Genomic DNA, 21098 nt, shown 5'->3' with positions numbered 1-21098 from the left:
AACAGGCAACAGGCAACAGGCAACAGGCAACAGGCAACAGGCAACAGGCAACAGGCAACAGGCAACAGGCAACAGGCAACAGGCAACAGGCAACAGGCAACAGGCAACAGGCAACAGGCAACAGGCACAGTGCCCCATAGCCCGACAATCCGGAACACGGAAGCGCATGCGCCCGGAACCAGGATCGCGGCACCAAGCGCGCGACCTGAGGAGACGCCGGGACCGAGCTCACCGGTCAATGGTGGTCCGCTTCGCCAGCCCGCGAGTGAGGGGAGAGTTGACCGTATGAGCCTGGCAACCACCGGCGGTCCGGGAGGGAACTGCGGATGACTCACGAGCAGGAGGACGCCAGGGAAAGCTCTCCATTCCAGGCCATCCGCCCGTCACAAACCACGATGTCGCTGCACCCAGCTACCTCGGGAGCGCGCCATCCACGAGCCCCGACCACCCGACTACCAGAGCTCAGCACTCACCCCGGGCCTCCGGCAGACCCTCGTGGCGAACCGTAGCCAGGAGAGGCCAACCAGCCACGAGCCGCGAACCCAGCGGCCACATCCTCCCGGACTGCGCACCCCGTGCGACTGGCAGCACAAGGTGTGAGGGATGGCGTCCATGCTCCAGAACACGGCACTCGCGCCGCCTGCCCATCGAGAACGGCAGCCGCGCCTAGCCTGAAACGTGTATTAATCATGTGCGGAGCGAGCACCGGACATCGGACACCGGACATCGGACCCCGGACCCCGGACCCCGGACCCCGGACCCCGAGCACCGAGCACCGAGCACCGAGCACCGAGCACCGAGCACCGAGCACCGAGCACCGAGCACCGAGCACCGAGCACCGAGCACCGAGCACCGAGCACCGAGCACCGAGCACCGAGCACCGAGCACCGAAGGATCAACTCACGCCGACGTCGATGAGTCAACCCGCGAACGCGAAGACACGAACCGGGCCGAAATGCCCCCGATCACGGCGGACCCCAGGTCCACTCACATCACAAATCGCGGAGAATCGCTCTCACAGCGCGAGAATGAAGGGAAACCAGATTTGATCAGGGTTTTATCGGACGGTGGCTCGAACGACGCGAGTCGTTTCCGTCAGCACGCCCTCGCCGAGCACCTCGACGCGTACATCTGACAGCTTGAACTTGCGGATCGGCTTCTCGGCAGCAGCGATCTCGTTGGGCGCCGAGGTGCCTTTGAACAAGATGAGCTCGCCGCCATCACGAACCAGGGGAGCCGTGAAGGGAATGAGGGTCCGAAGTGCGCTGACAGCGCGAGCAGTGACGGCGTCGAAGGTGCCGTCGTCTCCGAACTCTTCACCACGGCCACGGAAGATCGTGACGTTCGACAGCCCGAGCGCCTCGGTCTGCTCGGTGAGCCACGCAACCCGGCGCTCCATCGGCTCGATGAGCGTGAATTCCAGATCGGGACGCGCGATCGCCAGAACCAGGCCCGGAAGGCCGGCACCCGAGCCGACATCGGCGACCCGTCCGGAGAACAGGGGAGCACCGATGGCGCTGTTCAGAATGTGTCGCGTCCACAGCCGGGGGAGTTCGAGCGGACCGATGAGTCCACGCTCCTCGCCCTCGGCAGCCAGGGCCGCGGTGAACCGCCGGGCCAGCTCGATGCGGTCACCGAACAGCAGAACCGCAGCGGCGGGCTCTGTCTCCACCACTGCGGTGGTGCCTTCGCCGGTCACGATCAGGCGCGGCGGATGACGGTGTGGCGGTCGGCGCCTTCACCGTAGGACTCGGACACGAGACCTCGCTCGGCCACGATGTCATGCACGAGCTTTCGTTCGTACGACGACATCGACGGCAGCGACGCCTGAGAGGCACCCTCGTCGAGACGTGCGATGGCGCGATCGACGAGAGCGGTGAGCTCGACCTGGCGGGCATCGCGAGAGCCGCCGACATCGAGGATCACCCGCGAGAAACGTCCGGTCTTGCTCTGCACGGCGAGGCGCGTGAGCTCCTGGAGAGCCTGCACGGTGTCGGGGTCCGACAGTACGCGCAGCGTGGCGTCATCGGACTCCACCGAGACGTACGCACGCCCCTGGCGTACATCGAGCTCCAGATCACCCTCGATGTCGGCGATGTCGAGCAGACCTTCGATGTAGTCCGCCGCGATGTCGCCCTCTTCCTCAAGCTGGGCGACGGTTGCGGGCGTGCGGTCGTCGGAGACGGGGGAATCGGTCATGTCTGATCTTCTCCTACTTCGACGACTCGTCGGGACGTGCGGGTCGGGTCTCCGGGGAGCTCGTGCCCGGCTGCTTCTGCGCCTGCTTCTTCGCGCGGTTCTTGCCCATCGGCTGCTGGCGCTTCGGCTGCTGAGCCTTCAGACGCTCCGCCTCTTCATACAGGCGCTGCTGCTCGGCCTCGTACTCGGCGATCGAGATGACGTTGCCCTTCGGGTCCAGCGTCTTGCCCTTGCGCTCCAGGCGCGCCACGCGCTCCTTCCACGCCTCCGAGCCCGGGGTCGGCAGGTTGCGGATCACGATGAACTGCTGCGCCATGGTCCAGAGGTTCGACACGAACCAGTAGATGACCACACCGAGCGGGAAGAAGACTCCCGAGAAGACGAAGGCGAACGGCAGGATGAACAGCATGATGCGCTGCATCTGGTAGGCCTGGCCGGTCTTGGCCTCGGGGGACAGGTTCTTCGAGATGATCTGCAGCTGCGTGATGAACTGCGAAGCGATCATCAGGATCACCAGGATCACCAGGATCGTGACCGTGACCTGCCAGCCCTCGGTGTGCTTGGTCCATGCGTCGACGAGCGAGTCGTGCAGCGATGCGACGTCGAACAGCTTCGCGTCGTTGAACTGCTGGGTGAGCTCAGGCGACAGCCAGAACACACCGCCCTTCCCGGCGTCGGCGTGCGCCTTCACATCACGCAGCACCGAGAACAGGGAGAAGAAGATCGGCATCTGCACGAGGATGGGCAGGCATCCCGAGATCGGGCTGGTGCCGTGCTTCTTGTACAGCGCCATGGTCTCGCGGCTCATCGCCTCACGAGAGAGCTGGTCGCGCTTGCCGCGGTACTTGTCCTGGATCTTCTTCATCTCAGGCGCGATTTCCATCATGCGCCGCTGAGACTTGATCTGCTTGACCATCAGCGGCACCAGGGCGGCACGCACGACGATCACCAGACCGACGATGGACAGCACCCACGTCAGACCGCCGGCCGGGTTCATCCCCACCGACGAGAACAGCCAGTGCCAGGCCACCAGGATGAGCTCGACGACCCACTTCAGCGGCCAGAGGATGATGCTGATGAGGTCGAACCCACCACCCGCAGCAGCGGAAGAAGACGGGCTCGGCGTGGCGCTGGCCGCGGCGAACAGGAGATTCGTCACGAAGCGGTCCTTTCTGCGGAGGAGGGCACGACGAACCCACGCGTGGTGAGTCCGTAGTGGAAGTGCTTGTGGGGCCGGACGTCATCGACGCCGCCCAGTGACCAGGGGTTGCAGCGGAGAATCCGCCACACGGCGAGGGCCATGCCCTTCACCGCGCCGTGCTGCTGAACGGCACCCACGCCGTAAGCCGAGCAGGACGGGTAGTACTTGCACACCTCGCCGTAGAGCGGCGAGATCACCTTACGGTAGGCGAACAGGAGAGCCAGGGTGGCATCGCGCGGCCACAGCGGGATCGAACGGAAGAAGTCACGACCCGCGAAGCGCGCCGTGCCGGTGTAGGCCGCCGGGAGGACACTCATGATGCGCGCTTGCCGAGACAGCGAACGACCTCATCGCGCAACTCGGGAAATCCCGTGCCGGCAGACGACGGAAGGGCGCGGATGACAACATCCGCGCCCGGTCGCACGGAGGGCAGAGCCTCCGCGCAAATGGCCTTCAACCGGCGGCGCACAGTATTGCGCACCACGGCTCCACCCACCTGCTTGCTCACGATGAACCCGAACCGTGCCGGACGATCCTCACCGGAGTGGATCACGTACGTGACGGTCGACGGGCCCGCGCATCGACCTCCCCGACGGACGACCGACTTGTAGTCGGCGCCGCGGGTGAGACGATGCGGACGCGCGAGCACCGAGGGGGTTACGCCGAGAGCTCGACGCGGCCCTTGGCGCGGCGTGCCGAAAGGATGGCACGACCGGCGCGGGTGCGCATGCGGGCGCGGAAGCCGTGCTTCTTGGCGCGACGACGGTTGTTCGGCTGGAAAGTGCGCTTGCTCATAGTGTTAACTCCGGAAATGCTGTCACCCGGGATCACTGCGACCGGAGACGTGCGGACAAAGGCTCGTGCCTTAACAGGCACAAGTCAACCGATCTAGGCTACGTCGAGTGGGTGCTCCCGTGCAAACCAGCGGGCTGAACAGACAATTATCCCCAGGTGATGCCCAGTCGACAGCAGCGACGCGCACCGAGTTCCCACAAGGAGTTTGCTCTCGCCCGGCCACTCGTTTAGCGTGTCTCCAGCACGAGTTATCCACAGGTCCACCCCGACGTGACCGGCAGCCGTGCCGAGATCAGACCATTGGAGGGGGACGAACATGACGCAGCAGGAGATCCCGGACGTACCCGTCTGGCGAGCGGTACTCGCACACCTGGACACGGACGAGCGGGTCACCCCTCAGCTGCGAGGCTTCCTGAACCTCGCTGTGGCGCAGGGGATCATGGGCGGCACGCTCTATCTGGACGTCCCCAATGACCTCACCGCCGTCCAGATCAAGCGCATCCGCGCGTCGATCCTCGAGGCGCTCGCAACCGTGGACGCCCAGCCCGCCGCGAGCACCTTCCGCGTGGTCGTCAACCCGGAGCTGGAGAACCTGCCGCTGGCAGCCGCACCCGATGAGATCGCGCCGATCATCGAGACGCCCTCCACGCCGGCGCCCTCTCAGGCAGCAGTGCCCTCGTTCTCCTCTCGCAGCGACACCCGCCTCAACCCGAAGTACACCTTCGACAACTTCGTGATCGGCCAGTCCAACCGCTTCGCCCACGCCGCTGCCGTGGCAGTGGCAGAGGCACCGGCCAAGGCCTACAACCCGCTGTTCATCTACGGTGACTCCGGTCTCGGCAAGACCCACCTCCTCCACGCGATCGGCGACTACGCGATCAGCATGTACGCCGGCGTGCGGGTGCGGTACGTGTCCAGCGAGGAGTTCACGAACGACTTCATCAACTCGATCGCGAACAACCGCGGTGCGGCCTTCCAGGCGCGGTATCGCGACGTCGACATCCTGCTCATCGACGACATCCAGTTCCTGCAGGGACGCGCGGAGACGCAGGAGGCGTTCTTCCACACGTTCAACACCCTGCACGACCACGACAAGCAGGTGGTGATCACCTCCGATGTGGCGCCCAAGCTGCTCACCGGCTTCGAGGACCGCATGCGCAGTCGCTTCGAGTGGGGACTGATCACCGATGTGCAGGCGCCCGACCTGGAGACGCGTATCGCGATCCTTCGCAAGAAGGCGCAGAGCGAACGCCTGCAGATCCCCGACGAAGTGCTCGAGTACATCGCCACGGTGGTCTCCTCGAACATCCGGGAGCTCGAGGGCGCCCTGATCCGCGTCTCCGCCTTCGCGAGCCTCAACCGTTCCAGCCTGGACATTACGCTCGCCCAGACGGTGCTGCGTGACATCATCGATCAGACCGAGACCAATGTGATCTCGCCGACCGACATCATCAACGCGACGGCGGCGTACTTCAAGCTCAGCGTCGATGACCTCTACGGCTCGAGCCGCTCGCAGGCCGTTGCCACGGCGCGGCAGATCGCGATGTACCTGTGCCGTGAGCGGACCAGCCTCTCGCTGCCCAAGATCGGCCAGCTCTTCGGCGGCCGCGACCACACGACGGTGATGTACGCGTACAAGAAGATCAGCGACCTGATGAAGGAGCGCCGTTCGATCTTCAACCAGGTGAGCGAGATCACCACCCAGCTCGGACGCCGCTGAAACGACGCTCACCCAGCACGCGACTCCGCCACGGGGCGACTGGGTTAACCGCGACGCAGTTAACCGCTGAGTTAACAGGTCCATCCACAGCGCTCACCCCCTCTCACCCCTCACCAACGGGCACACGCGGACGCTCAGCGCCCCCTCGTTCGCGACCTCGAAAACCGCGCCAGGGTGCGAGAAACCGCGGCACGCGGACACCTCGGGCCGCGACGACACGCCTGCGACACGCCATGAAATCCCCATGTGGATAACCTGTGGACAACTCGAACGATACGGTGGGTGATTGTGAGCGATTCGGAGCAGCCTGTGGACAACTTCCGCGTTAACGCGTTCGCGCCGATCGTTGATTTCTCGGGGCTTTCCACCGCTCTCAACAGGAGTCCCGCGTCGCAATCCCTTGTCTCGACTGGAAAGCACTGAGTTATCCACAGTCTCCACAAGCGTTAACACTGTTAACCAGATCTCTCTCAATGAAGCCCGGTTCGATCACCTTGGGGATGGAGGGGGAGGGTGCGTGGCCGGGTCGAGGTCGGTCATGGACTCCGCAGACACGGGCACTACCATGGGAAACCCGGGAACCGGGATGAGCAGAGGGAGCGGTCGTGAAGTTCCACGTCAATCGTGATGTCTTCAGCGAAGCTGTGTCGTTCGTGGTGAAGCTGCTGCCGCAGCGCAACCCGCAGCCGATCCTTGCGGGCGTGCTGATCGAGGCCACCGAGTCGGGTCTGTCGCTGTCGGCGTTCGACTACGAGGCTTCCGCACGCACCACGATCGAGGCCACGGTGGACGAGCCCGGCACGATCCTCGTGCACGGTCGCCTGCTCTCGGACATCGCCAGCCGTCTCCCGAACGCCCCGATCCAGATCGCGGTGGAGGACGACGGGACCATCGTGCTCACGTGCGGTTCGGCTCGGTTCACCCTGGCTGCGATGCCCGTCGCCGAGTACCCCGCGATCCCCGAGGTCACCGGCGAGTCCGGTCTGGTCCCTGCGGAGGACTTCGCCACCGCCATCGCACAGGTCGGTTTCGCCGCATCGCGTGATGACGTCACCCCGGTCCTCACCGGTGTGCTGCTCGAGGTGAGCGGCACACAGCTCAGCCTGGTCGCCACCGACCGCTATCGCGTCGCCGTCCGTGACATCGCGTGGGACGGACAGGCCGCCGACACCAGCGCTCTCGTCCCGGCTCGGACACTGCAGGAGGTCGGTAAGACCTTCTCCCACGGCGACACCATCTCGGTCGCCTTCTCCGGATCGTCGGACCGCGAGATCATCGCCTTCACCGCCGGCAACAAGACCGTCACCTCGCTGCTCATCAAGGGCAACTTCCCGCCGGTTCGTCGCCTGTTCCCCGAGCAGACCGAGCACTACGCGGTGGTCAACACCGCCGACCTCATGGAGGCCGTGCGTCGCGTGGCGCTGGTGCTCGACCGCTCCGCCCCGCTGCGCTTCACGTTCTCCGCCGACGGCGTCACGATGGACGCCTCCGGCAATGAGCAGGCTCGCGCATCCGAGACCGTCGACGCGACCCTCACCGGCGGCGACGACGTCACTCTCGGCCTCAACCCGCAGTACCTGCAGGACGCCCTGTCGGCGGTGCGCAGCGAGTTCACCCGCATCACGTTCACCTCCAGCGACAACGCGAACAAGCTGAGCCCCGTGCTCATCACCGCGCAGACGTCGGTGGAGGGCGCGAGCGGCGACAACTTCAAGTACCTGCTGCAGCCGAACCTGCTGCTGCGCTGAGCCGCGATGCTGACGCGCCGGCTCGCAGCGAACGGCGTGAGCTGCTCACGCCGTTCTGCGATGGCGCACGGAGATCGTTGACGTATGTTCGTGGAGCACCTCAGCCTCACCGACTTCCGCAACTATGAGCACGCGGATGTCCCGCTGGCTCCCGGCTCGAACGTCTTCGTCGGCCGCAACGGCCAGGGAAAGACGAATCTCGCCGAGTCGATCGCCTATCTGGCCACCCTCGGCTCACATCGCGTCTCCGCCGACGCCCCGATGGTGCGAAACGGCAAGGACGCGGCGTTTGTGCGCGCCCGCCTCGCGCACGGTGAGCGTCGCGTGCAGCTCGAGCTGCAGCTGAACAAACAGGGATCCAACCGCGCGCGGATCAATGGCTCGCCGGTCAAGCCGGCTGAACTGCCGAGATACGCGCACGTCGTGCTCTTCGCGCCGGAGGATCTGCAGATCGTCCGGGGGGAGCCGTCATCGCGTCGGCGCTTCACCGATCAGCTCCTCATCCAGCGCCGCCCGCGGATGGCCTCGATCATCGCCGACTACGAGCGGGTCGTCCGTCAGCGCAATGCTCTGCTGAAGTCGGCGCGTGCACGTGGTGTCCGGGGCGAAGGGCTGTCGACACTGGATGTCTGGGACGAGAAGCTGGTGACACTCGGCTCGCAGCTGATCGACGCGCGCACGGCGCTGGCACAGGAGCTGGCCGCTCCGCTCGCCGCGGCGTACACGGCCATTGCCGGTGAGGATCATCATCCCGGCCTCGGGTGGGCGCTCTCGGTGACCGGTGCTCAGCCCGAGGACGACGAGACCACCGCCGAATCGGCGGCCGACGGCAGCACCGCCGATCTCTTCCGCACCGCTCTCGCCGCGAAACGACCGGCCGAGCTCGAACGCGGACTCACGCTCGTGGGCCCGCACCGGGACGATCTTCTTCTTCAGGTTCGCGGACTGCCCGTGAAGGGATACGCGTCGCACGGCGAGTCCTGGTCGGTGGCGCTCGCTCTCCGTCTCGCCTCGGCCGAGCTCCTGCGCGAGGAGACCGGAGTGGGCGACCCCGTCCTGATCCTCGATGACGTCTTCGCCGAGCTGGACGCCGACCGCCGCCGCCGGCTGGCCGACCTCGTCGCCGACTACGAACAGGTGATCATCACCTCAGCCGTGGAGGAGGACGTGCCGATCGGGCTGCGCGCCCGGACGGTGCGGGTGCAGCACGGCACCATCATCGGCATCGATGAATCGGCACCGGAAGACGCCGATGAGTGACGACGAGGTCCCGGAGACGCTGGCCACCTATCTGCGGTTGCGCGGACTGAAGGCCCCGCAGCGGCGCAAGCGCCGCACCCGCGTGGATCCGGATGATGCGAATGCGCCGTTCATGCCCGGGCGCGATCCGCAGGGACTGGGCGATGCCCTGGCCGCGCTCACCAAGCAGGCGGGCTGGAACCCGCAACTGGCCCAGGAGGACCTCCTCCTGCAGTGGCCGGAGGTGGCCGGTCCCGACACCGCCGCCCACACGGAGGCGGTGTCGTACGTCAACGGCGTCCTCACCGTCCGCTGCGACACCACGGCATGGACGAAGCAGCTCCAGCTGATGCGCTCGCACATCCTGACGCAGATCCAGTTGCGTCACCCGGAGGCCGGCGTGCAGAGCATCCGTTTTCTCGGACCGGACGTCCCCTCGTGGAATTGGGGCCCCAGAACGGCTCCAGGGCGGGGCCCGCGCGATACCTACGGCTGACCCACGTACGATCCCCTGCGCAACGATTCTGTGCGCGTACAGGCGCGTTCAGGGCGCTGGCGGACCGCTTTCTTGATAGGATGGAGGTTGCCTTTGGAAGATCTGGAGCAACCTGAGCGATGACGTCTGACACCCCTGAAAACCAGCCGGAGAACACGACCGACGCACAGGGGACGAACTCAACCCCCCGCGGCGACTACGGGGCCGACGCGATCCAGATCCTCGAGGGCCTGGAGGCGGTCCGCAAGCGCCCCGGCATGTACATCGGCTCCACGGGCCCGCGCGGTCTGCACCACCTGGTCTACGAGATCGTGGACAACTCGGTGGACGAGGCGCTCGCCGGCTACGCCGACAACATCGATGTGACGATCCTGGCAGACGGCGGCATCCGCGTCATCGACAACGGCCGTGGCATCCCGGTGGATCCGCATGCGTCGGATCCCACGAAGTCCACCGTCGAGGTGGTCCTCACCATCCTGCACGCCGGAGGCAAGTTCGGCGGCGGCGGGTACGCCGTCTCGGGCGGTCTGCACGGCGTCGGCTCGTCCGTGGTGAACGCGCTGTCGACGCGCTTCGAGGTGGAGGTGCGCCGGCAGGGGTACGCGTGGCGTCAGACCTTCAGCAAGGGCGGGGTGCCCGAGGGGCCGCTGGAGCAGGGTGAAGAGACCGAGGACACCGGAACGCACATCACGTTCTGGCCGGACGCGGAGATCTTCACGGAGACTACGGACTTCGATTACGACACGCTGCGCACCCGCTTCCAGCAGATGGCCTTCCTCAACAAGGGCCTGCGCATCGCGCTGCGCGACGAGCGCGAGGCGAGCGCCTACGAGAAGGACCTCGGCGAGGGCAAGATCGAGATCGTCCAGCCGAGCGACGTCTTCCACTACGAGCGCGGGCTCACCGACTACGTCGAGTACCTCAACCGGGTGCGCAAGGCCGATGTCGTCAACGACGAGATCATCGACTTCGAGTCGGAGAACAGCGAACGGAAGATCTCGCTCGAGGTGGCCATGCAGTGGACCACCTCCTACACCGAGAACGTCTTCACCTACGCGAACACCATCAACACGCACGAGGGCGGGACGCACGAGGAGGGCTTCCGCGCTGCGCTCACCACGCTGGTGAACCGGTACGCGCGCGCGAACAACCTCCTCAAGGAGAAGGACGACAACCTCACCGGTGAGGACATCCGCGAAGGACTCACCGCGGTCATCTCGGTGAAGCTCTCGGAGCCCCAGTTCGAGGGACAGACCAAGACCAAGCTCGGCAACACCGAGGCCAAGGCGTTCGTGCAGAAGGTTGTCGGCGACGAGCTGGGCGACTGGTTCGAGCGCAACCCGGTGCAGGCGAAGAACGTGGTCCGCAAGGCCATCGACGCCGCATCCGCCCGCATGGCGGCGCGTCGGGCCCGCGAGACCGCGCGCCGCAAGAGCGTGTTCGAGTCGGCCGCGATGCCCGACAAGCTCAAGGACTGCACCAGCAAGGATCCCTCGATCTCCGAGATCTTCCTCGTAGAGGGTGACTCCGCAGGCGGTTCCGCGGTGCAGGGGCGCGACCCGCACACGCAGGCGATCCTCTCCCTACGCGGGAAGATCCTCAACGTGGAGCGCGCGCGTCTCGACAAGGCGCTCGCCAACCGCGAGGTCCAGGCGATGATCCAGGCGTTTGGCACGGGCATCGGCGAAGAGTTCGACATCGACAAGGCCCGGTACCACAAGATCGTGCTGATGGCGGATGCCGACGTCGACGGCCAGCACATCACCACCCTGCTGCTGACCATGCTGTTCCGCTTCATGCGCGGACTCATCGAGGCCGGCTTCGTGTACCTCGCGATGCCGCCGCTGTACCGCCTGAAGTGGACCCAGGGCGAGCACGAGTACGTGTTCAGCGACGAGGAGCGCGACGCGCGCATGGCCGCGGGCCAGGCGGATGGTCGCAAGCTCCCGAAGGACGCCGGCATCCAGCGCTACAAGGGTCTGGGCGAGATGAACCCCAGTGAGCTGTGGGACACCACGATGAACCACGCCACCCGTACGCTCCGCCAGGTGACCATCGAGGATGCGGCTGCCGCCGACGAGATCTTCTCGGTGCTGATGGGCGAGGACGTCGAGTCCCGCCGAGACTTCATCCAGCGAAACGCCAAGGACGTCCGCTTCCTGGACATCTGATCCGGAAGCCCACGACGCCCTGCCCACGACGCAGAACTGACGAACGAAGAGAACGAACATGACGGACGAGAACGGCGAGAACATCGTCGACGGGCACGACCACGGCAAGATCGACCAGGTCGACCTGCAGCTGGAGATGCAGCGCAGCTACCTGGACTACGCGATGGCGGTCATCATCGGCCGAGCGCTGCCGGATGTCCGTGACGGCCTGAAGCCGGTGCACCGCCGCGTCATCTACGCGATGTACGACGGCGGCTACCGTCCCGACAAGAAGTTCTCCAAGTGCGCCCGCGTCGTCGGCGAGGTGATGGGTCAGTACCACCCGCACGGTGACTCGGCGATCTATGACACCCTCGTGCGCCTCGTCCAGCCGTGGTCGTTGCGCTACCCGCTGGCACTCGGCCAGGGCAACTTCGGCTCACCCGGAAACATGGGGGCGGCTGCTCCGCGATACACCGAGACCAAGATGGCGCCTCTCGCGCTGGAGATGGTCCGGGACATCGAGGAAGACACCGTCGACTTCACCGACAACTACGACGGTGAGACCCAGGAGCCCACGGTCCTGCCGGCGCGGTTCCCGAACCTGCTGGTCAACGGATCCGTCGGAATCGCGGTCGGCATGGCCACGAACATCCCGCCGCACAACCTCCGCGAGGTCGCGGCCGGTGCGCAGTGGGTGCTCGCCAATCCGACGGCCAGCCGTGAGGAGACTCTGGACGCGCTCATGGAGCGCATCCCCGGCCCGGACTTCCCCACCGGCGCGCAGATTCTGGGCACGAAGGGGATCCGGGAGGCGTACCGCACCGGTCGCGGCTCGATCACGATGCGAGCGGTGGTCAACATCGAGGAGATCCAGGGTCGCACCTGCCTCGTGATCACCGAGCTGCCGTACCAGGTGAACCCCGACAACCTCGCGGTGAAGATCGGCGATCTGGCTCGTGAAGGCAAGATCACCGGCATCGCGGACATCCGCGACGAGACCTCGGACCGCACCGGTCAGCGCCTCGTGATCGTGCTGAAGCGCGATGCCGTGGCGAAGGTCGTGCTGAACAACCTCTACAAGCACACCTCGCTGCAGGAGAACTTCGGCGCCAACATGCTGGCGATCGTCGACGGTGTACCGCGCACGCTGCCGCTGGACGGCTTCATCACGCTGTGGGTGGCGCACCAGGTCGACGTGATCCGTCGTCGTACGGCCTTCCGCCTGGCTCAGGCCGAGAAGCGCATGCACATCCTCGACGGCCTTCTCAAGGCGCTGGACGCCCTGGACGAGGTCATCGCGCTCATCCGCCGTTCGTCCACCACCGCCGAGGCCAATGAAGGACTCCAGGCGCTCCTGGACATCGACGAGCTCCAGGCCGACGCCATCCTGCAGCTGCAGCTGCGTCGTCTCGCCGCTCTCGAGCGCCAGAAGATCATCGATGAGGCCAACGAGCTGCGTGCGAAGATCGCGGACTACAAGGACATCCTCGCCTCCGACGCCCGCCAGCGCACGATCGTCTCGGAAGAGCTGTCCGGAATCGTCGACAAGTTCGGCGACGAGCGACGCACCCACATCCTCCACGGATACGACGGCGACATGAGCGTCGAGGACCTCATCCCCGAGGAGGAGATGGTCATCACCGTCACCCGCGGTGGATACATCAAGCGCACGCGGAGCGACAACTACCGTCAGCAGCACCGCGGTGGCAAGGGTGTGAAGGGTGCGCAGCTGCGCGCTGACGATGTCGTGGAGCACTTCTTCGTCACCACCACGCACCACTGGCTGCTCATCTTCACCGACAAGGGCCGGGTCTACCGCACCAAGGCGTACGAGATCCCCGAGGCCGGGCGCGATGCGAAGGGCTCGCACATCGCGAACCTCCTCGCGATGCAGCCGGACGAGCAGATCCGTCAGATCCTCGATCTGCGTGACTACACCTCCGCGGAGTACCTGGTGCTGGCCACTCGTCAGGGTCGCATCAAGAAGACGGCGCTCAGCGACTACGACACCAACCGTCAGGCCGGCGTCATCGCCATCCGCTTGCGTGAGGATGATGAGGTGGTCTCCGCGCTCGCGGTCAACGGCGATGACGACATCCTGCTGATCTCGCGGCACGGCATGTCGGTCCGCTTCACCGCGGATGATGACACGCTGCGCCCCATGGGCCGCACCACCGAAGGCGTCGGCGGAATGAAGTTCCGCGGCGATGACAGCCTGCTGTCGGCATCCGTCGTGGCGCCGGAGAGCTTCGTGTTCGTGGTCACCGAGGGCGGCTACGCCAAGCGCACGGCGGTGAGCGAGTACCGGGTCCAGGGACGCAACGGTCTGGGCATCAAGGTGGCCAAGCTGAACGATGACCGTGGAGATCTTGCGGGCGGCCTGATCGTGGCCGAGGACGACGAGGTTCTCGTGGTTCTTGCCAGTGGCAAGGTGGTACGCTCTGCCGTGGCCGAGGTCCCGGCGAAGGGCCGTGACACCATGGGTGTGGTCTTCGCCCGGCTGGGCAAGGACGATCGGATTCTCGCCATCGCTCGCAACAGTGAGCGGGGTCTCGGCGATGAAGAGGACGAGTCGAACACCGAGTCGTCCGAGACGTCCGGAGAGGGTGCTGAATGAGCACGGTAGCTGACAAGCTCGCCAAGAAGTCGAGCAACAAGTCCAGCACGAAGCAGGTGCGCCTGCGGCTGGTCTACATCGACTTCTGGTCTGCGGTGAAGCTGTCTTTCCTGGCAGCCGTCGCTGTCGCGGTCGTCACTGTCGTGATGTTCTTCCTCATCTACACGGTGGTCTCCACCACCGGTGTGGTGGACACGGTCTCCTCGCTGATCTCGAGCCTGAGCCCGTCGTTCGTCCTGAAGAGCTACCTGGGCCTGCCGCAGGTGATGGCCTTCGGTGCGGTCGTGGCGATCATCAACCTGATCGTGGTGACAGTGCTGGGCGCGATCGCCGCCGCTGTCTACAACCTCGCGGTCAAGGTGACCGGCGGCCTGCTGGTCGGCTTCACCTCCAACTGACCGAAAGAAGCGCCCCTTCCGCCGATGCGGAAGGGGCGCTTCTTCGTTTCCGGACCAGTCGGTCGTCCTCAGAACAGCCCCGTCGTCCCCAGCAGGGTGCCGATGAGCCATGTTGCGAGCAGTGCCAGCGCTCCACCGAAAACCAGTCGCAGCACGGACCGTCCAGGCGAGCTGCCGCCGATGCGCGCCGCGATGGTCCCCGTACTCGCGAGCGCGAGAAGCACCACGGCGAATGTCACCGGGATGCGCCACCCGATCGGGGTCAGCAGGATGGCGAGCAGCGGCAATAGTGCGCCGATGGTGAAGGCCAAGGCGGACGAGAGTGCCGCGTGCCACGGATTGACCAGATCATCCTGATCGATGTGCAGTTCCACCTCGAGGTGTGCAGCGAGCGCATCGTGCGCGGTCAGCTCCGTGGCCACCTGGTGCGCGGTCTGCTCCGTGAGCCCCCGGTCGCGGTAGAGCTGAACCAGCTCCGCGAATTCCTCGTCGGGCATGGTGGCCAGCTCCCGGCGTTCTTTCGCGATGAGAGCTCGCTCGCTGTCGCGCTGGCTGCTGACCGAGACGTATTCGCCGAGCGCCATGGAGATCGCACCGCCGACGAGACCGGCGACACCGGCCGTGACCAATGCGCCCACCTCCGCCGTCGCCCCAGCGACGCCCACCACGAGGGTGGCAACCGAGACGATGCCGTCATTGGCGCCGAGGACGCCGGCGCGCAGCCAGTTCAATCGCTGGCTGAGGCGGGTGTCGTGGGCTTCTCCGGGATGGGATGTAGGGGTGCTCATGTGTTCAGTGAACCGCACTGCGCCACGCCCGGGCAACGCGAAACAGCCGTGCAAACCCGACCGATTTCGCGTTGCGTCGATCTGTGGGCTAAACTCGTATGGTTGCCGAGCGCAAGCTCGGGGGTATAGCTCAGGCGGTTAGAGCGCTTCACTGATAATGAAGAGGTCCCAGGTTCAAGTCCTGGTACCCCCACTCCCTCATCTCGGGGCCTTAGCTCAGTTGGTAGAGCGCTTGCTTTGCAAGCAAGATGTCAGGAGTTCGAATCTCCTAGGCTCCACAGTTACAGACAGAAGCCGAACCCCTCAGGGTTCGGCTTCTGTCGTTTCCCGCGGGAAGGATCGAGAACACACCCCCGATCCGCTTCAGAAGTGCGCTCCTATCTTTCGCGCGGCTCAGGCGACGGCCGCTCGGATGATCTCGAGTCCGGATCGGTGATCGGTGACGGCGAAGTTGGCGAAGCGGGTACGGAACTTTGCCGAGTCGAAGAGGTTGTCCTGGGCGTAGCGGGGGAGCAGCTCGCGGATCTCCCGCGCCCCGAGGGAGAACGCCCCGACAGCGCTCAGCGCCCAGCGAGGCACCACCGTGTGCCTCGGGGGGCGGCCGAAGACGCTCGCGGCGCGGGCGACGAACTCCCGATAGGTGGGGTGTTCCTCCGGCGTGGGAAGGTGCCAGGTCTGGCCGAAAGCGTCGGCGGTGTTGCCCAGGAGCGCCAGCGCGCGACTGGCATCGGGAGTCCAGATGAGCGTGCGGCGACGGTCGTCGCGCACGGGTACGAGTGCCCTCTTGCCGGCCGCGATCCGGTCGATGACGAGCGTGTTCGTGAAGCTCTGGGTGCGCCCCGGTCCGTAGAACTCCGGCGCGCGGGCGATGAGGACGGGAATGTCGCCGCGGTTCATCTCCTCCAGGACCATCTCCGCCATGTCGGCGCGGACTCGGCCCTTCGGCCCGACGGGGGCGAAGGAGGTGTCCTCCGTCTGCACCCGTGCGTCCTGCGGATACATGTAGGTGTTGTCGAAGTACACGAAACCGGCCCCGGCCGCGCGCGCTGCGTCGAGCGCGCTACGCAGCATCGTGGGGAACTGGCGTTGCCAGAGTTCGGTGTCGGCGGGCAGCCCCGCAGTGAAGTACACGATGTCGCTGCCCCGAACGGCCTGCGCCGTACGGGCGGGATCGAGCAGATCGGCGCTCACGAGATGGTCGGTGGGATTGACCGCGCGCGGGTTGCGGCTCACGAGCCGGATGTCGTCCGTTGCCCGGTGATGCAGTTCCCGAGCGAGCTCGATGGCGATCTGCCCGTTCGCTCCGAGTATGGTCTGCACGATTCCCCTTCATGCGGTATGTTAACGGTGTTCACATCATAAGGAGGGGAAGTTAGCGGTGTCAACATCATCAGCGGGTCCGTACCACCACGGGGATCTTCGCGCCGCGCTGGTGGCGGCGGCGCGCCGGTCACTGGAGTCCGGTGAGGCATTCTCGCTGCGTGCTGTGGCGCGAGAGGTCGGTGTCTCATCGACCGCGCCGTATCGGCACTTCCCCCATCGCGACGCCCTGGAGTCCGCCGTGGCTGCGGAGGGATTCCGGGACCTGTGGGACCTCCTCGCCCCGGACGGTGCTCTGCCGGAGTCGCCGCAGGAGTTCCTGGAGTTCGCGGTCGTGTACGTCGACTTCGCCGCCGATCATCCCGCACTGTTCCGCGTGATGTTCGGCAAGGAGTGCGATGACGCCAACGATGAGCGCGTGCTGGCTGCGGAACGGCTGCACGACCTTCTGGCGCGCGCGACCGCGGCGCTCTTCCCCGATCGAGACCCGGTCGCGCTCGCCACCGGGCTGTGGGGCGCGGCACACGGCCTGGCGTTCCTCTTCCTTGACGGCAAACTGCGCGCCGCCTCACGTGAGGAGCGCGCTGACCGGGTGCGCGCCGCCCTCGCGGCACTCATCTGACAACAGCCCTTACTCGCAGAAGGAAGGTGCACCATGACCCGACGCATCCTGAACGTCGTGACGAACGTCGGACACTACGACGATCCATCACACCCAACGGGACTCTGGCTCTCCGAGCTCACTCACGCCCGGCAGGTGTTCGAGGAGCGAGGCTTCGAACAGACGATCGTGAGTCCTGCCGGCGGTGCGGTGCCGCTGGAGCCGAGGTCGCTCACGTTTCCCAATAATGATCGCTCCGCGCGGGCATGGCGGGAGGATCCCGCTCGCATGGCACTCCTGGAGGACACGCTCGCGCCTGCCGACGTGAACGCCGGCGACTACGACGCGATCTTCTTCACCGGAGGTCACGCGGTCATGTACGACTTCCCCGACAGTGCAGGGCTGCAACGGATCACCCGCGAGATCTGGCAGGGCGGCGGCATCGTTTCCGCCGTCTGTCACGGATATTGCGGTCTGCTGAACACCCGGCTCTCGGATGGGTCGCTGCTCGTCGCGGGGCGCAGACTCACCGGGTTCGCCTGGCGTGAGGAGGTGCTGGCGCGCGTGGACAAGCTCGTGCCATACAACGCCGAAGAGGAGATGATCGCCCGCGGTGCGCAGTACGAGAAGGGCCTGCTGCCGTTCGCTTCTCACACCGTCGTGGACGGTCGTCTGGTCACCGGACAGAACCCGGGATCCGCGAAAGCCACGGCACGGCTCGTCGCCGGGATGCTCTGACGACCTCGAACCGATGTCATCTGCTGGCTTGACCTTGTCACGGTGACAAGGTGGATGGTGGTGAGCGGAGGTCAGAAGATGACAGAGAACACAAACGTGAGCCCCGGGGAACGGCTCCGGGAGGCGCTGTGGGGACCGGACGCATCCGCCCGGCTTCAGGCGGCTCTCGCCGCGGGCACCAGCCCGCATCCCGCGTACGTCGCGGTGCTCGTGGAACGTTGCCAGCACGAGGCGGACTTCTTCGTCCGTGACATGCTCACCTGGGCGTTGACCCGCCAGGATCGCGACCTGACCGTGACGCGACTGCTGCCGGAACTCTCCTCGCCATCCGCCCGGGCGCGGAGCCAGGCTCTGCACACGATGTCGAAGATCGGTGACCGGCGAACCTGGCCGGCCCTCCGGGACGACCTGCTGACGGACGCGGACGTCGAGGTGGCCCGTGCCGCGTGGCGCACCGCGGCGGGACTCGTACCGTCGGGGGAGGAAGCGGATCTCGCCCGGAAGCTGGTCACCCAGCTCGGCCGGGGTGATGCCGACACCCAGCGAAGCCTTAGCCGCGCCTTCGCCGTGCTCGGTGACCTCGTCGAGCCGATCGTTGAGGCGGAGATCGAGAACGCCGATCCAGCCGTGGGCGCGCACGCCGCTGCCACGCTGGCCATCATGGCCGATCCCGAAACCGGGTTCGAGTCCGCGATCGCCGAGGCGAAACGCGTCGTGGCGCTTCGGTCGGCTCCGGCTCCGGGGGAGTGAGCGTCGTGCTCATCGGCGACGTGGCGCGGCATTCGGGCATCTCCGCTCGTATGCTGCGCCACTACGACCGAATCGGGCTGGTCTCTGCGTCTGGTCGCACGACGGGCGGTTACCGGGAGTACTCCGATGAGGACATGCGCCGGCTTCTGCACGTCGAAAGCCTGCGGTCGCTCGGGCTGAGCCTCGCAGAGATCAGTGAGGTGATCGATGATCGTGAGTTCGATCCGGCCATCGTGGTGACGAGAGTGGTGGAGCAGACCCGTCGCCAGATCGTGCAGGCACAGGAACTCGTGCATCGCCTGGAGGGGATCACCGCGACCGAGCCGCGGAGCTGGGATGACGTGCTGCGAACGATCCACCTCATGCACCGGCTGGAGAAGTCGGACGCCTCTGCACGCCAGCGACTCGCCTTGCGGACGCAGGATGCGGACCAGCGCGACCTCCCGGTGCTGATCGATGCGATGCTCCGTGAGGAGGGGGAAGACGCCGCCGGTGCTCTGCAATGGGCGATTGCGCGTACCGGCGACGCCGCGGTTCCCGCGCTGGCCGATGCCCTCGGGTCAGATGACCCCGGCCGACGGCGCCGTGCGTTCGACGCGCTGGTGAAGATCGACAGCCCAGCCGCGCGTCAGGTGATCAGAGAATCGGCGAGCCATCCGGATGAGCGGGTCCGGCGACGGGCGATCATCGCCCGCGCCGAAGACGACGAGGCGGATTCGATGGCCGCACTGGTGGAGCTGATCCGAAGCGGACAGGGCGACGTCGACGCATCGGATGCTCTCGCGGCGCTGGCCGATCGCACCGGGCTCATCGATGTTGCGGCGAACGTCGTCGCGCAGGCGCTGTCGTCGGCGGAGGCCCCGGCTCGGCGGCGGCTGGCCGCCGCGCTCGTCCCCTACCCGCCCGCGGTCACCCGTCCGGTCCTGGAAAGCCTGCTCGATGACGAAGACCGTGCGACCGCGCTGACCGCGCAGTATGTCCTCGACTCCCACGGCGCGGGGGAGTCGCTGTGATCTCAGCGCCCGAGTTGCAGCGTGGCGGGGCTCGGGGAGAACTTGTCGTCCAGCACCAGGCACGCCGCGCCGATGGCGGCAACATCGGCACCGAGCGCCGTGCCCTCGATCGTGACCTCGTGGAGCTGACGGGCGATGGAGTGCTGCGCGACCAGAGGGCGGATCGTGGCGAGGAAGCGTTCCGAGACGTGCTCCCACATCGCACCGCCGACGACGATCGAGTCGATGTCCAGCAGATTGGTGATCGTGAGAATCGCCGACGCGGTGGAGCGTGCGGCGGATTCGAGGAGACCCTGGGCGCCGGCGTCGCCGGCGTCGGCTCGCGCGCACAGCTCGCGGAAGGCCGCTTCGGCGAGAACGGGCGTGGACATGTCGGTGCCAGCGGGGAGGATACCGGCTGCCACCGCCTGCTCCGCCAGGCTCTGCGGTGAGCCGGACTGCCAGAACGCGCGGAAGTTGCCGGTGTAGCGATCGCCGAACTCCTCGGAGGACACCGGAAGGAGCCCGACATCGCCCGCGTTGCCGGAGATGCCGCGCACGACCTGATCGTTGATGACGATTCCGAGGCCGACACCCGTCCCCAGATAGAGGAAGGCGAAGTCTCGCGGACCGACGGACGCTCCGGCCCACTGCTCAGCGACGGCGCCCGCCGTCACATCCTTGTCCAGCAGGACGGGCAGGCCCGTGGCCTCGCGGATCTCGTCCCGCAGGGCCACGCGTTGCCAGCCGGGGAGGTGCGGCGGATCGAGCACGAGGCCGCGGGCCACATCCACCGGACCGGGGGATGCGATGCCGATGCCGATGATGCGCTCACGATCGATCGGCGCCTCCGCGATCAGGGCGGTGATCTGCGTGGTGATCTGCGACACGACGGCGCCGGGGTCCTGGACGGCGGGGGTCTCATGGCTGGCGTCCACCACCACGCGACCCGTGAAGTCGAGGAGGACGTACGTGATCACGGCCGGATCGATGTGCACGCCCACCGTGTAGCAGCCGGAGGGGTTCAGCTCGAGCATCGTGCGGGGTTTGCCGTACGCGACCGCCTGCTTGCCGGTCTCCACGATCAGATCCTGGTCGAGCAGCCGCCGGCAGATGTTCGACACGGTCTGGGCGGACAGGCCGGTCTCCTCCGTCAGCTCCACCCGGCTGCGTCCCGAGGGAGAGCGACGGATCGAACTCAGGACGATGCCCTCGTTGAAGTCTGCGACCCGCGGCATGTTGGTGCCGCGACTGTGGTTCTGCGTCACTGGAGCTCCTCGAATCGAACAAAGACAGCCGCGTCTGCGTTCCCCCACCTTATTCCAGCGGGTTGAAGAAGGGTC

Annotated in this window: 20 protein-coding genes and 2 tRNA genes; 13 read left to right on the top strand and 9 right to left on the bottom strand. The window is 66.3% G+C overall.

Annotated features, from left to right (window positions below; translation table 11 throughout):
* Positions 1–1057: 1057 nt before the first annotated feature.
* The 6 genes from rsmG to rpmH are packed head-to-tail and all read right to left on the bottom strand — an operon-like array spanning position 1058 to position 4195.
* Positions 1058–1699 carry a 16S rRNA (guanine(527)-N(7))-methyltransferase RsmG gene (gene rsmG / locus LQ566_RS09275; protein ID WP_231091328.1) on the bottom strand — a complete coding sequence of 214 codons (642 nt, stop codon included), beginning with the start codon at positions 1697–1699 and terminating at the stop codon, positions 1058–1060.
* A gap of 2 nt (positions 1700–1701) precedes the next feature.
* On the bottom strand, positions 1702–2199 hold the full coding sequence (locus LQ566_RS09270; RefSeq protein WP_231091327.1) for a Jag family protein: 498 nt from the start codon (positions 2197–2199) through the stop codon (positions 1702–1704).
* Positions 2200–2212: 13 nt separating this feature from the next.
* Positions 2213–3358, bottom strand: coding sequence for a membrane protein insertase YidC (gene yidC, locus LQ566_RS09265; protein WP_231091326.1), 1146 nt, complete (start codon positions 3356–3358; stop codon positions 2213–2215).
* Positions 3355–3717 carry a membrane protein insertion efficiency factor YidD gene (gene yidD / locus LQ566_RS09260; RefSeq protein ID WP_231091325.1) on the bottom strand — a complete coding sequence of 121 codons (363 nt, stop codon included), beginning with the start codon at positions 3715–3717 and terminating at the stop codon, positions 3355–3357. Before yidD ends, yidC begins: the two co-directional genes overlap by 4 nt.
* Positions 3714–4049 (bottom strand): ribonuclease P protein component, encoded by a 336-nt coding sequence (gene rnpA, locus LQ566_RS09255; protein WP_231091324.1) that lies wholly within the window; start codon positions 4047–4049, stop codon positions 3714–3716. The genes yidD and rnpA overlap by 4 nt, the downstream gene beginning before the upstream one ends.
* 8 nt (positions 4050–4057) lie before the next feature.
* Complete coding sequence (rpmH, locus tag LQ566_RS09250) at positions 4058–4195, bottom strand: 50S ribosomal protein L34 (protein ID WP_067196091.1); 138 nt, start codon at positions 4193–4195, stop codon at positions 4058–4060.
* 316 nt (positions 4196–4511) lie between these two features.
* Here rpmH and dnaA point away from each other — a divergent pair, with 316 nt between their 5' ends.
* The 7 genes from dnaA to LQ566_RS09215 all read left to right on the top strand — a co-directional run bounded on the left by dnaA (position 4512) and on the right by LQ566_RS09215 (position 14566).
* Positions 4512–5915 (top strand): chromosomal replication initiator protein DnaA, encoded by a 1404-nt coding sequence (gene dnaA / locus LQ566_RS09245; RefSeq protein ID WP_231091323.1) that lies wholly within the window; start codon positions 4512–4514, stop codon positions 5913–5915.
* Positions 5916–6520: 605 nt separating this feature from the next.
* Positions 6521–7663, top strand: a complete 1143-nt coding sequence (gene dnaN, locus LQ566_RS09240; protein ID WP_231091322.1) for a DNA polymerase III subunit beta — start codon at positions 6521–6523, stop codon at positions 7661–7663.
* An 84-nt stretch (positions 7664–7747) separates the two neighbouring features.
* Positions 7748–8923 (top strand): DNA replication/repair protein RecF, encoded by a 1176-nt coding sequence (recF, locus tag LQ566_RS09235; protein WP_231091321.1) that lies wholly within the window; start codon positions 7748–7750, stop codon positions 8921–8923.
* Entirely contained in the window at positions 8916–9398 is a 483-nt protein-coding gene (locus LQ566_RS09230) for a DciA family protein (protein ID WP_231091320.1), read from the top strand. The genes recF and LQ566_RS09230 overlap by 8 nt, the downstream gene beginning before the upstream one ends.
* A 119-nt stretch (positions 9399–9517) precedes the next feature.
* On the top strand, positions 9518–11569 hold the full coding sequence (gyrB, locus tag LQ566_RS09225; RefSeq protein ID WP_231091319.1) for a DNA topoisomerase (ATP-hydrolyzing) subunit B: 2052 nt from the start codon (positions 9518–9520) through the stop codon (positions 11567–11569).
* Between the two features lie 58 nt (positions 11570–11627).
* A complete protein-coding gene (gene gyrA / locus LQ566_RS09220) occupies positions 11628–14168 on the top strand; it encodes a DNA gyrase subunit A (RefSeq protein ID WP_231091318.1) in 2541 nt (846 codons plus the stop codon).
* Positions 14165–14566: a DUF3566 domain-containing protein gene (locus LQ566_RS09215; protein WP_231091317.1), complete on the top strand. Its 402-nt coding sequence runs from the start codon at positions 14165–14167 to the stop codon at positions 14564–14566. Before gyrA ends, LQ566_RS09215 begins: the two co-directional genes overlap by 4 nt.
* 68 nt (positions 14567–14634) lie before the next feature.
* On the opposite strand, the gene LQ566_RS09210 is transcribed toward LQ566_RS09215, so the two are convergent.
* Positions 14635–15354: a VIT1/CCC1 transporter family protein gene (locus LQ566_RS09210; RefSeq protein ID WP_231091316.1), complete on the bottom strand. Its 720-nt coding sequence runs from the start codon at positions 15352–15354 to the stop codon at positions 14635–14637.
* A 119-nt stretch (positions 15355–15473) separates the two neighbouring features.
* On the opposite strand from LQ566_RS09210, the gene LQ566_RS09205 reads away from it, so the two are divergent.
* Together LQ566_RS09205 and LQ566_RS09200 are read left to right on the top strand one after the other, a co-directional pair.
* Positions 15474–15547 (top strand) — tRNA-Ile (locus LQ566_RS09205).
* Positions 15548–15559: 12 nt separating this feature from the next.
* Positions 15560–15632 (top strand) — tRNA-Ala (locus LQ566_RS09200).
* Positions 15633–15747: 115 nt separating this feature from the next.
* On the opposite strand, the gene LQ566_RS09195 is transcribed toward LQ566_RS09200, so the two are convergent.
* Complete coding sequence (locus tag LQ566_RS09195) at positions 15748–16674, bottom strand: NAD-dependent epimerase/dehydratase family protein (protein WP_231091315.1); 927 nt, start codon at positions 16672–16674, stop codon at positions 15748–15750.
* A 58-nt stretch (positions 16675–16732) separates the two neighbouring features.
* Between LQ566_RS09195 and LQ566_RS09190 the strand changes: the two genes are divergently transcribed.
* From LQ566_RS09190 to LQ566_RS17655, 4 genes are all read left to right on the top strand, one after another.
* Positions 16733–17296: a TetR/AcrR family transcriptional regulator gene (locus tag LQ566_RS09190; protein WP_231091314.1), complete on the top strand. Its 564-nt coding sequence runs from the start codon at positions 16733–16735 to the stop codon at positions 17294–17296.
* A gap of 33 nt (positions 17297–17329) precedes the next feature.
* On the top strand, positions 17330–18013 hold the full coding sequence (locus LQ566_RS09185; RefSeq protein WP_231091313.1) for a type 1 glutamine amidotransferase domain-containing protein: 684 nt from the start codon (positions 17330–17332) through the stop codon (positions 18011–18013).
* Between the two features lie 78 nt (positions 18014–18091).
* Positions 18092–18763 carry a HEAT repeat domain-containing protein gene (locus LQ566_RS09180; RefSeq protein WP_231091312.1) on the top strand — a complete coding sequence of 224 codons (672 nt, stop codon included), beginning with the start codon at positions 18092–18094 and terminating at the stop codon, positions 18761–18763.
* Complete coding sequence (locus LQ566_RS17655; RefSeq protein ID WP_231091311.1) at positions 18760–19776, top strand: HEAT repeat domain-containing protein; 1017 nt, start codon at positions 18760–18762, stop codon at positions 19774–19776. Before LQ566_RS09180 ends, LQ566_RS17655 begins: the two co-directional genes overlap by 4 nt.
* 2 nt (positions 19777–19778) lie before the next feature.
* Here the strand turns inward: LQ566_RS17655 and LQ566_RS09170 are convergent, their stop codons facing one another.
* Complete coding sequence (locus LQ566_RS09170) at positions 19779–21023, bottom strand: ROK family transcriptional regulator (protein WP_231091310.1); 1245 nt, start codon at positions 21021–21023, stop codon at positions 19779–19781.
* Positions 21024–21098: the final 75 nt, after the last annotated feature.

The organism is Microbacterium nymphoidis (genome assembly GCF_021044885.1).
Taxonomy (GTDB): Bacteria; Actinomycetota; Actinomycetes; order Actinomycetales; family Microbacteriaceae; genus Microbacterium; species Microbacterium nymphoidis.
The sequence above is the reverse complement of the archived record's forward strand: the minus strand, read 5'-3'. Positions and strand labels throughout refer to the sequence as shown.

What these genes read in the sequence shown, in the direction of transcription:
- LQ566_RS09270 (WP_231091327.1), bottom strand. Translation starts at nt 2,199, where the DNA reads ATGACCGATTCCCCCGTCTCCGACGACCGCACGCCCGCAACCGTCGCC.
- yidD (WP_231091325.1), bottom strand. Translation starts at nt 3,717, where the DNA reads ATGAGTGTCCTCCCGGCGGCCTACACCGGCACGGCGCGCTTCGCGGGT.
- rpmH (WP_067196091.1), bottom strand. Translation starts at nt 4,195, where the DNA reads ATGAGCAAGCGCACTTTCCAGCCGAACAACCGTCGTCGCGCCAAGAAG.
- dnaA (WP_231091323.1), top strand. Translation starts at nt 4,512, where the DNA reads ATGACGCAGCAGGAGATCCCGGACGTACCCGTCTGGCGAGCGGTACTC.
- recF (WP_231091321.1), top strand. Translation starts at nt 7,748, where the DNA reads ATGTTCGTGGAGCACCTCAGCCTCACCGACTTCCGCAACTATGAGCAC.
- LQ566_RS09230 (WP_231091320.1), top strand. Translation starts at nt 8,916, where the DNA reads ATGAGTGACGACGAGGTCCCGGAGACGCTGGCCACCTATCTGCGGTTG.
- gyrB (WP_231091319.1), top strand. Translation starts at nt 9,518, where the DNA reads ATGACGTCTGACACCCCTGAAAACCAGCCGGAGAACACGACCGACGCA.
- gyrA (WP_231091318.1), top strand. Translation starts at nt 11,628, where the DNA reads ATGACGGACGAGAACGGCGAGAACATCGTCGACGGGCACGACCACGGC.
- LQ566_RS09215 (WP_231091317.1), top strand. Translation starts at nt 14,165, where the DNA reads ATGAGCACGGTAGCTGACAAGCTCGCCAAGAAGTCGAGCAACAAGTCC.
- LQ566_RS09210 (WP_231091316.1), bottom strand. Translation starts at nt 15,354, where the DNA reads ATGAGCACCCCTACATCCCATCCCGGAGAAGCCCACGACACCCGCCTC.
- LQ566_RS09185 (WP_231091313.1), top strand. Translation starts at nt 17,330, where the DNA reads ATGACCCGACGCATCCTGAACGTCGTGACGAACGTCGGACACTACGAC.
- LQ566_RS09180 (WP_231091312.1), top strand. Translation starts at nt 18,092, where the DNA reads ATGACAGAGAACACAAACGTGAGCCCCGGGGAACGGCTCCGGGAGGCG.